Below are 11,339 nucleotides of genomic sequence, written 5' to 3' on the forward strand. Positions count from 1 at the left end.
GCCCAGCGCCACCGCGCCGAGCCCTTCCAGCAGTTGCGCGGTAATGCGCGAGGGGGCACGCAGTTTCAGCCCCGCCATATCCTCCAGCCGCAGCACTGGGCGCGAAGAATGCACCACCCCCGGCCCGTGCACCCAGGTGCCGAGAATCTGCATATCCTTGAAATCGGTGGCGATCATGTCGCTTTGCGCAATTTCCCAGTAGGCGCGGCTGGCGGATTCGGCATCGGCCACGAGAAACGGCAGCTCGAACACCTCAGTGCGCGGAAACCGCCCTGGCGTATAGCCCGGCAGGGTCCAAATGATATCGACCACGCCATCGATCAGTTGATCGACCAGATCGGCGGGCTTGCCGCCAAGCTGCATCGACGGAAATATCTCGATCTTGATGCGCCCGCCCGACGCAGCCTCGATGCGTCCGGCCCATGGGTCGAGGATGCCGGAAGGCACGAAGCTTTGCGCGGGCAGGAACTGGTGCAGCCGCAACGTCACCTCCTGTGCGGTGGCGGCGGAGGCAAGGCCGGTGGCAAGTACCAGAGCGGCGAGAATGCGAGCAAACATGGGGGGCTCCTTTGGCCTCGGGGTCGCGCGCACTATATGGGGCGCGGGCGGGCTGTCCAGCTTTGCCATAACCGGCGCAACCCGCACTTTTTGCGCCCCGGTCACGGCAGTGCTCGGCCCTGCCGCACCCGCTGGGTCTGGGTGCCAAGCCACATCTCCTGCCCGTCCCGCGAATACACCGGCGGCTTCTGCCCCATCCCCACGCCCGGCGGGGTGCCCGGCCGAGATCACGTCGCCTGGTTGCAGCGATTGGCAACGCCAAACGCACCGGTTGCGGTCGTGCCCCGCTGGCGCGTCACCCCATCCACCGCGAGCCAGAGCCGCAACGCCTGCGGGTCCGGCACCTCGTCCGGCGTCACCAGCCAGGGGCCGAGCGGGCGAGACGCGGCAATCCGGGCAAGGGCTTCAGGCAAAAGCCCGCCCCCGCCAGATCCGGCACCACCTCTGCAAGGTCGCGCACCCGCCTCGCACTTCCGAGAATCCCCGGCAGCGCCGGCCCCGCCGCCCCCCCGTATCGCAGCGGTTTCAGGCCGCGCCTCCATTTGCCGCGACGCTATCGCTTCCTCAGCCGTGGTGAAAGCCCGCGCGGGGTGGTAGCGCAACCAATTGACATGAAACACTAATCCGACACGGCGCAGGTGCCGTGCAAAACCGGCTCCGAAACTAACGCAGGGGAAATGTAACAGACTTGTTGCAAGCGCCGCGATTCGCGGCAAATCTGACGCCAGCGAAGGCGCGGCGTCGTCTGCACGTCACAAAAGGCGCTTATTGCGGTCTCGTGCCCATCCGGGCCCTGACACCAAAAAACGGGGAGAATATCTGAATGACGATGAAACCGATGCACTGGCTTGCGGGCGCTGCCGCGCTCCTGTCCACGACCGCGCTTGTGCAGGCGCAAGACATGGCGGCGCTGGTAGCCGCCGCCAATGCCGAAGGCATGCTGACCACCATCGCGCTGCCCCATGACTGGTGCGGCTACGGCGACGTGATCGCTGGCTTCAAGGCCAAATATCCCGGCATCACGGTGAACGAGTTGAACCCCGACGCGGGCTCCGCCGATGAAGTCGAGGCGATTCGCGCCAACAAGGGCAACACCGGCCCGCAGGCCCCCGACGTGATCGACGTGGGTCTGGCCTTCGGCCCGGCCGCCAAGGACGAAGGGCTGACGATGCCCTACAAAGTCGCGACCTGGGACGAGATCCCCGACAGCATCAAGGATGCCGACGGGCATTGGTACGGCGATTATTACGGCGTGATGTCGTTCATGGTGAACAAGGACCTCGTCGCCAATGTGCCGACCGACTGGTCGGACCTGCTCAAGCCCGAATACAAGGCCTCGGTTGCCCTCGCCGGCGATCCGCGCGCCTCGAACCAGGCAATTCTGGCGGTGCTCGGCGCAGGCCTTGCCGCAGGCGGCATGGCCGGCGCGGAATCGGGCGACAAGGGCCTCGCCTTCTTTGCTGAAATGAACAAGGCAGGCAACTTCGTTCCGGTCATCGGCAAGGCCGGAACCCTGGCCCAGGGTGCCACCCCGATCGTGCTGATGTGGGACTACAACGCCCTTTCAGCGCGCGACAACCTCAAGGGCAACCCGCCGGTCGAGGTGGTGGTGCCCGCCACGGGCGTGCTCGCGGGCGTCTATGTGCAGGCGATCTCGGCCTATGCGCCGCACCCGAACGCGGCGAAACTCTGGATGGAATACCTCTATTCGGATGAAGGCCAGAACCTCTGGCTCAAGGGCTATTGCCACCCGGCGCGGTTCAACGCGATGTCGGCGGCGGGCAAGATCCCTGCCGATCTGATGGCGGCCCTGCCGCCGGCCGCTGCCTATGAAGCCGCCTATTTCCCGACGCTCGGGGAGCAGGCTGCCAACAAGACCGCCGTCACCGCCGGTTGGGATGCGGTGGTCGGTGCCAACGTTCAATAGGCGGGTCTGACCGCTCTGCCCGCCCCGGAGCCATCCGGGGCGGGTGCTTTTCCGTCCCCCAACGCCCGGACCCAGCATGACCGCAATTCCTTCCGCGCCGCCGCGCCGACGTCTGTCGTTGACTTGGCTCGGCATCGTGCCCTTTGCGGTGTTCGCGCTGCTGTTTCTGATCCTGCCGACCATGAACATCGTGCTCGGGGCCTTCCGCAATGCGGCGGGCGAGGTGACGTTCGACAATATCAGGGGACTTTTCACCACCTCGATTCTCAATTCCTACTGGATTTCGATCAAGATTTCGGTCGCCTCGTCGCTTCTGGGCTGCGTGATCGGCTTTGGCATGGCGGCGGCGGTGGTGCTGGGCGGCTTGCCGCGCTGGATTCGCAGCCCGGTGCTGACCTTTTCCGGCGTCGCCTCCAACTTTGCCGGGGTGCCGCTGGCCTTCGCCTTCATGGCCACCATCGGCCCGCGCGGCCTGCTGACGCTGTGGCTGATGGATCAGTTCGGCATCAACCTGCGCGCCGAGGGCTTTACCATCCTCAGCTTCTGGGGCCTGACCATCACCTATGTCTTCTTCCAGATCCCGCTGATGATCCTGATCATCACCCCGGCGCTGGATGGGCTGAAGCGCGAATGGAAAGAGGCGGCGAACATTCTCGGCGCGTCCGGTCCGCAGTTCTGGCGCATGGTCGCGCTGCCGATCCTGTTCCCCTCGCTGCTCGGCACCTTCGCGCTTCTGTTCGCCAACGCCTTCGGCGCGGTCGCCACCGCCTATGCGCTCACCGGCTCCTCGATGTCGATCGTTCCGATCCTGCTTTTCGCGCAAATCCGCGGCGACGTGCTGCAAGACCCGCATCTAGGTTACGCCCTTGCCTTCGGCATGATCGTGGTCACCGGCATTGCCAACGGCATCTACATCTGGCTGCGCGTTCGCTCCGAAAGGTGGCTGAAATGAAGCGGCTTTTCGCATGGCTGATGCTGGCCTTCGGCATGGCCTATTTCATCCTGCCGCTGGTCGGGCTGACCGAATTTTCGCTTTCCATGCGGCGCGGCGAATACAGCTTCGATGCCTACCGCGCCGTGCTTGCCGATCCGCGCTTTCGCGATACCTTCAGCTACTCGGTGGTAATGGCGCTGGTGACCATCGCCTTCGGCATTCTGCTGGTGGTGCCCACCGCCTACTGGGTGCGCCTGAAGCTGCCCGGCCTCAGGCCCTATGTCGAATTCGTCACCCTGCTGCCGCTGGTCATTCCGGCCATCGTCATCGTGTTTGGCTACATCCGGCTTTACAACACCTCAAGCTGGCTGCCGCTGACCGGCACCACTACCGGCACCAACCTGCTGTTGATGTTCGGCTATGCGACGCTCAGCCTGCCCTACATGTACCGCGCCGTCGATACCGGGCTGCGCACCATCGACGTGGCGACGCTGACCGAGGCGGCGCAAAGCCTTGGTGCCGGCTGGGTTACCATTCTTGCGCGGGTGATCTTGCCAAATGTGCTGGTGGCGGTGCTTTCCGGTGCCTTCCTCACCTTCGCCATCGTGATCGGCGAATTCACCCTTGCGGCGCTGCTGAACCGCCCGGCCTTCGGGCCTTACCTGCAACTGATGGGTGCCAACCGCGCCTATGAACCGATGGCACTGGCGGTGATCGCATTCGGCATCACCTGGGCCTGCATGGGCCTGATCCAACTTGTCACCCGGTTCTCCAAACACACGAAGGCGGCCCGCTGAATGGCTTTTCTTGATATCGAACACCTCGAAAAATCCTATGGTCCCACCAAGGTCGTCAAGGATTTCAACCTTGGCGTGGAAAAGGGCGAATTCGTCAGCTTCCTCGGCCCCTCGGGCTGCGGCAAGACCACGACGCTGCGCATGGTGGCGGGGTTCGAAACCCCCTCGCAGGGGGCCATCCTCATCGACGGCAAGGATATGCTGCGGCTGCGCCCGAACCAGCGCAATATCGGCATGGTGTTTCAGTCCTACGCGCTCTTTCCCAACCTGACCGTGGCGCAGAACGTCGCGTTCGGGCTCAGGGTCGCCGGGGCCGACAAGGGCATGGTCGCCGAGCGCGTCGCCGAAATGCTTGAAACCATCGGCCTGCCCGACCTTGGCAACCGCTACCCGTTCCAGCTTTCGGGCGGCCAGCAACAGCGCGTGGCGCTCGCGCGCGCGCTGGCGGTGCGGCCGAAAGTGTTGCTGCTCGATGAGCCGCTTTCGGCGCTTGATGCGAAAATCCGCGTCAGCTTGCGCGGCGAGATCCGGGCGATCCAGCAAAAGCTCGGCATTACCACGATCTATGTGACCCATGACCAGGAAGAAGCGCTGAGCATGTCCGACCGGATCGTGGTCATGCACCAGGGCATTGCTGATCAGGTCGGCACCCCGTTTGAAATCTACAACCGCCCCGCCACCCGCTTTGTCGCCAACTTTGTCGGCACCCTTACCCTCTTGGAGGCCGAGGTGCTTGACCCCGCATCGGGGCGCGTTTCCATCGGCGGCACCGAGGCAACGCTCGGGCGAGCGCTGCCCAAAGGCTCGGTCACGCTGGCGGTGCGGCCCGAAATGGTCAGCCTCGGCACCGCGCCCGGGCGCGAGACCGAAGTGACCGGGCGCATCGTCGATGTCGATTTCCTCGGCTCGGTGATCCGCCTGCGCGCGCAAATCGGCGATGCGGTGCTGGCCTTCGACACCTTCAACGATTCGCACGCCAACCCGCCGAAGGTCGGTTCCGAAGTCACCCTGTCGCTGGCCGCGCGCGACCTTCTGCTGATCGGCGAATAGGAGCGATCTTGAGCTACAGGGCAGGTGCGGCGCTGGTGCTGGTGGCAGCGACGCTCTGGTCGCTGCTCGGCCTTGGCCTGCGCCAGATCGAGGCGGCTTCAACCTGGCAAGTGCTGTTCTGGCGCTCGGTGGGCATGGCCCCGACCCTGTTCGCCGCCATCGCCCTTGCAACCGGCGGCAAACCCTTGCGGGCGCTGGCGCGCGCCGGGTTGCCGGGGCTGATCGGCGGTGCCTCGCTGATCTTCGCCTTCGCCGGAGCGATCTATTCGATGCAGGCCACCAGCATCGCCAACGCGGTGTTTCTGTTCGCCGCAGCGCCGCTGATCTCGGCGGTGCTGGCATGGGCGCTCTTGGGCGAAAAGGTGCGCCCGGCCACCTGGGGGGCGATCGCGCTTGCCGGGCTTGGGGTGTTCGTGATGGTGCGTGAGGGGCTGGCACTGGGGGCAGGCTGGGGCAACCTTGCCGCTCTTCTCTCGGCGCTGGGCTTTGCCGGTTTCACCGTGGCCCTGCGCTGGGGGCGGCAAACCGAAATGCTTCCCGCCACGCTGATCGGCAGCATTTTCGCGGCACTTGCGGCGGCGGCGGTAACGCTGGCTGCGGGCACGACGCTTGCCGTCTCGGGGCATGACATGATCCTGTCCATCGCCATCGGCGCGTTTTCGACAGGGCTCGGCCTCGCGCTTTTCACCGCTGCCAGCCGCTCCCTGCCCGCCGCCGAAATCGGGCTGCTGGCGCTGCTCGAGGTGCTGCTGGCCCCGCTCTGGGTCTGGCTGCTTCTGGGCGAAACCGCCAGCACCGGAACGCTTTTCGGCGGCGGCATCGTGCTTGCCGCGATCATCGCCAACACCGTCTCGGCCCGCCACGCGCCACGGCTTGCGTGAAACGCTTCCCTGCGCCCGCCGCCCCGGCTATAGAGCGCGCCATGAGCCCGAACCCGCCCAACCTCCGCCCCGACCTTGCCCGCGCATCGGTGCCCGATGCGCCGCGCCCCGGCCAGCCTACCATCGGCATGGTCAGCCTTGGCTGCCCCAAGGCGCTGGTTGACAGCGAGCGCATTCTGACCCGGCTGCGCGCCGAGGGCTACGCGATCAGCCCCGATTATCGCGGTGCCGATGCGGTGATCGTCAACACCTGCGGCTTTCTCGACAGCGCCAAGGCCGAAAGCCTTGAAGCGATCGGCGAGGCGCTTGCAGAAAACGGGCGGGTGATCGTGACCGGTTGCCTCGGGGCCGAGCCCGCCTTCATCACCGGCGCGCATCCCTCGGTGCTGGCCGTCACCGGGCCGCACCAGTATGAGGCGGTGCTTGATGCCGTGCATGCGGTGGTGCCACCTAGCCCCGACCCCTTCATCGACCTGCTTCCGGCCACCGCCGTCAGCCTCACGCCGCGTCATTACAGCTATCTGAAAATCTCCGAAGGCTGCAACCACGCCTGCAAATTCTGCATCATCCCCGACATGCGCGGCAAACTGGTCAGCCGCCCCGCGCATGCCGTGCTGCGCGAGGCAGAAAGGCTGGTGGCTGCGGGGGTCAGGGAGTTGCTGGTCATCAGCCAGGATACCTCTGCCTACGGGCTCGACCTCAGGCACGCGACCGAAAAGGGCCACCGCGCCCATATCACCGATCTTGCGCGCGACCTCGGCAGCCTCGGGGCCTGGGTGCGGCTGCATTATGTTTACCCCTACCCGCATGTGCGCGATCTCGTGCCCCTGATGGCCGATGGCCTCGTGCTGCCCTATCTCGACATCCCCTTCCAGCACGCCCACCCTGAAACGCTGAAGCGCATGGCACGGCCCGCCGCGGCGGCAAGAACGCTCGAAGAAATCGCCGCATGGCGCAGGGTGTGTCCCGAGCTCACCTTGCGGTCCACCTTCATCGTCGGCTACCCCGGCGAAACCGAAGCCGAGTTTCAGACCCTGCTCGAGTGGATGGACGAGGCGCAGCTCGACCGGGTGGGGTGTTTCCAATACGAGAATGTCAAAGGCGCGCGCTCGAACGCGCTTCCCGATCATCTGTCCGACGAAGTGAAGCAGGAGCGGTTTGATCGCTTCATGGAAAAAGCCCAGGCGATTTCGGCAGCAAAACTCGCCTCAAAGGTCGGAAAAGTGCTGCAAGTGATCGTCGATGAAGTCGATGCCGAAGGTGCCACCTGCCGCACCCAGGCCGACGCCCCCGAAATCGACGGCAATCTCTTTATCGACGAAGGCTTTGAGGGGTTGGCACCGGGCGACCTGGTGACGGTGACCGTTGACGAGGCGGGCGAGTATGACCTCTGGGGTCAGCGGGAATAGGCCGAAAGCCGCAGGCCCTGCATTCTGCGCTTCCACATTTCCGCCGCGATGTGGCAGTAAAAGGCGCGTGTCACCATCACCGGATCGAAGGCCCCCGCAAACATGTCGAAACTGCTGATCGCCAGCTGCGCCGTCCTGCTCGGGTTTGCCGCGCCCACCGCGGCCTTGCAATGCCCCGCCCCCTCGCTGGCGATCACCAACTCCATCCTTGCCGCGGTCAACGCCGAACGCGCCCGCGAAGGCCGCGCGCCGCTGGCGCATGATGCGCGGCTCGATGCCGCCGCGCAGGGCCACGCCTGCGACATGGCGGCAAACGGGTTTTTCGACCACCGCGGTTCCTCGGGCAGCTCGGTCGGCAACCGGGTCCGCGCTGCCGGTGTGAGCAGCTGCACCACCGCCGAGAACATCGCCTATGGCTGGCGCGAAACCGGCCGGGTCATGGCGGAATGGATGCAGTCCTCGGGCCACCGCGCCAATATCCTGCGCGGCAGCGTCGAGGCGCTGGGCGTCGGCTATGTTCCGGCACAGGGCGGTGCCGGGCCCTGGTGGGTGCAGGTTTTCGCCAACCCCTGCTGACCGCCGCCCCTTCCCCTGCCCGCGCATCTCGACTAGATAGCCCCCGAACACCGAGGGCTGGCAGGAGCGAGAAATGGCCGCGTATCAGTATGTCTATCACATGCAAGGCGTCACAAAGGCCTATCCGGGCGGCAAGAAATGCTTTGAAAACATCAACCTGAACTTCCTCCCCGGGGTCAAGATCGGGGTCGTGGGGGTCAACGGTTCCGGCAAATCCACTTTGCTGCGGATCATGGCCGGAATGGACCGCGATTTTCAGGGCGAGGCCTGGGCCGCCAAGGGCGCGCGCGTCGGCTACCTGCCGCAGGAACCCCGGCTTGACGAAAGCCTCGATGTGCGCGGCAACGTGATGCTGGGCGTCGCCGACAAGCAGGCGATCCTTGATCGCTACAACGCGCTGGCGATGAATTATTCCGACGAGACCGCCGACGAGATGTCGGCCCTGCAAGACCTGATCGACGCGAAGAACCTCTGGGATCTCGACAGCCAGGTCGATGTCGCGATGGAGGCGCTGCGCTGCCCACCCGATGATGCTGAGGTCGCCAGCCTTTCGGGCGGTGAACGCCGGCGGGTCGCGCTCTGCAAGCTCCTGCTGGAAGCGCCCGAGATGCTGCTTCTCGACGAACCCACCAACCACCTTGATGCCGAATCCATCGCCTGGCTGCAACAGCACCTGATCGACTACACCGGCACCATCCTGATCGTCACCCACGACCGCTATTTCCTCGACGACATCACCGGCTGGATCCTTGAGTTGGACCGTGGCCGCGGCATTCCCTATGAGGGCAACTATTCGGCATGGCTCGAACAAAAGGCCAAGCGGGTGTTGCAGGAAGCCCGCGAAGACAAGGCCAAGTCGAAGATTCTGGAGCGCGAACTCAACTGGATCCGCGCCGGGGCCAAGGCCCGGCAGGCCAAGCAGAAGGCCCGGATCCAGAAATACAACGAACTGGCCGACCAGTCGGTGCGCGAACGCGTCGCCAATGCGCAGATCATCATCCCCAACGGCGAACGCCTTGGCGGCAAGGTGATCGACGTGCAGGGGCTGAAAAAGCACATGGGCGACAAGCTTCTGATCGAGGATCTGAGCTTTACCGTGCCGCCGGGGGCCATTGTCGGGGTGATCGGCCCCAACGGTGCTGGCAAATCGACGCTGTTCAAGATGATCACCGGGCAGGAGCAGCCCGACGAAGGCACGATCACGCTTGGCGAGACGGTGCAGCTGAGCTACGTCGATCAGTCGCGCGACACGCTCGACCCGCTCAAGACCGTCTGGGAGGAGGTTTCCGAAGGCCTTGAAGTGATCCACCTTGGCGATTTCGAAATGAACAGCCGCGCCTATTGCGGCGCCTTCAACTTCAAAGGCACCGACCAGCAGAAAAAGGTCGGCGTGCTTTCTGGCGGCGAGCGCAACCGGGTGCATCTGGCCAAGCTCCTGCGCTCCAACGGCAACGTGCTGCTGCTCGATGAACCCACCAACGACCTCGACGTGGAAACCCTGCAAGCGTTGGAGTCGGCCATCGACGATTTCGCCGGCTGCGCCGTGATCATTTCCCACGACCGCTTCTTCCTCGACCGCCTCTGCACGCATATCCTCGCGTTCGAAGGCGAGGCGCATGTAGAATGGTTCGAGGGCAACTTCGAAGCCTATGAAGAGGATAAGGTGCGGCGGCTGGGGGCGGATTCGATCGAGCCGAAGCGGGTGAAGTACAAGAAGTTTACGAGGTAGTATGATGCACGCAGTAATAAAAGCACAGCTTTCAGAGTTTTCATCTAGAAATCATGCGGAGCGACTCACCGAGACAGAGTATTTTGAAGTGTTTTCGATTCACGCGGTCGAAAACGGCCTACTGACACAAAATCTGAACCCGTTTGATGCGCATCTAAAGGGAGTGGAATTTGGGCTGGACGGCGTCGCGATCACTGTTCAGGGCGAACTTTGCAGGACTACCGACGATGCGCAGGCCGCTCTGGCGACTGGGCGCAATCACATAGCCGAATTCCATTTCTTTCAGTCAAAGACCTCAGAGGCCGTAGAATACGGAGACGTATCCAAGTTTCTAGACGCCGTTTATGACTTTTTCACTTTAGGGTCACTCGCGAAGAGTCCTCAGATTTCGGATTTGCGCGAAGCAAAGGACTTAATTTACAGCTCGGTGAGCAAGACGAATCCGACTCTTCGTTGCTTCTATTGCACGACGGGGACCGGTCAGGTTTCGGAGCCGATTCAGAAATTGATTGAAGCCAGCAAGGACAGACTGGATGCTCTTAGTCTATTTTCCACCATTGATGTTCAAGTCTTTGGAGCAAAAAACCTTCAAGGTGGCTATCGCGCAGCAACCAATTCGATCTCTTGTACAATCGAATTTACGAAAGCAATCACCCTGCCAGTGCATGAATCTGTTCAAGAGGGATTTATTGGTTTCATAGCTGCGCCAGAGCTAGTGAAACTTGCGACACTTGAAACGGACGCAGGAGAACCGAGAGCGGTAAACCGCGCGGTATTCTATGATAACATACGAGACTTCAACCCAACTTCGGAGATTAACCAGTCTATACTCGCAGAAATCTCTGCGGGCAACCATAAGTCATTTATCTTTAAAAATAACGGCGTTACAGTGATAGCAAGAGAGGTTGTTCGCACGCGTGATACGTTCAAAATAGAAGATTATCAGATCGTTAACGGATGCCAAACAACCAATATACTCTTTCTTGCGGGCGACAAAGCAAAAGACATTAGCGTTCCCTTTCGCCTTATTGTTAGCAGCGATTCCGATTTCATTGCCTCTATTATTGTTGGAACCAACAAGCAAAACGAAGTTAAGGAAGATCAGTTTTGGGCGCTCTCCCCATTTATGAAAGACCTCGAGGAGTATTGCCGCGCGCAAAAGCCAGACGATGCAATCTTCATTGAACGGCGTGAGAATCAGTATCGAGAACTTCAGGTTGAGAGGACGAGGATTTTCAAGCCTGGCGACCTGATGAAAGCGATCGCGGCCATGTATTTGTGGCAACCGAACCGGGCCGCGAGAGATTATCGCGGCATTCGCAAGGAGTTTGCTACTAAAGGAACGTCTGAAAAACCTGCCACTTTCCGCCTGATCTGATAGGCTTGGGCATCCCCACGAGGAGGCTTGCCGATGCTGAAACAACCCGCCTTTCCCGGCCTGCGCGATGCGATGAAGAAGAAGGTGACACGGCGCGAGC

General features: G+C 62.7%; 10 protein-coding genes and 1 pseudogene. 9 read left to right on the top strand and 2 right to left on the bottom strand.

Going from position 1 to position 11,339, the window contains the following annotated elements:
- Together dctP and Q8J98_RS14785 are read right to left on the bottom strand one after the other, a co-directional pair.
- A partial coding sequence (dctP, locus tag Q8J98_RS06655) for a TRAP transporter substrate-binding protein DctP (RefSeq protein WP_305293675.1) occupies window positions 1–558 on the bottom strand: 558 nt, incomplete at its 3' end.
- Between the two features lie 101 nt (window positions 559–659).
- A pseudogene (locus tag Q8J98_RS14785) lies at window positions 660–935 on the bottom strand (fumarylacetoacetate hydrolase family protein); the annotation flags it as partial.
- A gap of 446 nt (window positions 936–1,381) precedes the next feature.
- On the opposite strand from Q8J98_RS14785, the gene Q8J98_RS06665 reads away from it, so the two are divergent.
- The 9 genes from Q8J98_RS06665 (at window position 1,382) to Q8J98_RS06705 (ending at window position 11,239) form a co-directional block, all read left to right on the top strand.
- Window positions 1,382–2,485 carry an ABC transporter substrate-binding protein gene (locus tag Q8J98_RS06665; RefSeq protein WP_305293677.1) on the top strand — a complete coding sequence of 368 codons (1,104 nt, stop codon included), beginning with the start codon at window positions 1,382–1,384 and terminating at the stop codon, window positions 2,483–2,485.
- A 76-nt stretch (window positions 2,486–2,561) separates the two neighbouring features.
- On the top strand, window positions 2,562–3,437 hold the full coding sequence (locus Q8J98_RS06670; protein WP_305293678.1) for an ABC transporter permease subunit: 876 nt from the start codon (window positions 2,562–2,564) through the stop codon (window positions 3,435–3,437).
- A complete protein-coding gene (locus Q8J98_RS06675) occupies window positions 3,434–4,216 on the top strand; it encodes an ABC transporter permease (protein ID WP_305293679.1) in 783 nt (260 codons plus the stop codon). The genes Q8J98_RS06670 and Q8J98_RS06675 overlap by 4 nt, the downstream gene beginning before the upstream one ends.
- A complete protein-coding gene (locus Q8J98_RS06680; protein ID WP_305293680.1) occupies window positions 4,217–5,266 on the top strand; it encodes an ABC transporter ATP-binding protein in 1,050 nt (349 codons plus the stop codon).
- A gap of 8 nt (window positions 5,267–5,274) precedes the next feature.
- Window positions 5,275–6,147 (top strand): DMT family transporter, encoded by an 873-nt coding sequence (locus tag Q8J98_RS06685; protein ID WP_305293681.1) that lies wholly within the window; start codon window positions 5,275–5,277, stop codon window positions 6,145–6,147.
- 41 nt (window positions 6,148–6,188) lie between these two features.
- On the top strand, window positions 6,189–7,556 hold the full coding sequence (gene rimO, locus Q8J98_RS06690; protein WP_305293682.1) for a 30S ribosomal protein S12 methylthiotransferase RimO: 1,368 nt from the start codon (window positions 6,189–6,191) through the stop codon (window positions 7,554–7,556).
- A 102-nt stretch (window positions 7,557–7,658) separates the two neighbouring features.
- A complete protein-coding gene (locus Q8J98_RS06695) occupies window positions 7,659–8,132 on the top strand; it encodes a CAP domain-containing protein (protein WP_305293683.1) in 474 nt (157 codons plus the stop codon).
- A 73-nt stretch (window positions 8,133–8,205) separates the two neighbouring features.
- Window positions 8,206–9,861 (top strand): energy-dependent translational throttle protein EttA, encoded by a 1,656-nt coding sequence (ettA, locus tag Q8J98_RS06700; RefSeq protein ID WP_305293684.1) that lies wholly within the window; start codon window positions 8,206–8,208, stop codon window positions 9,859–9,861.
- A 1-nt stretch (window position 9,862) separates the two neighbouring features.
- A complete protein-coding gene (locus Q8J98_RS06705; protein WP_305293685.1) occupies window positions 9,863–11,239 on the top strand; it encodes an AIPR family protein in 1,377 nt (458 codons plus the stop codon).
- Window positions 11,240–11,339 lie beyond the last annotated feature (100 nt).

Source organism: Phaeovulum sp. (assembly GCF_030684035.1).
Lineage (GTDB): Bacteria > Pseudomonadota > Alphaproteobacteria > Rhodobacterales > Rhodobacteraceae > UBA6213.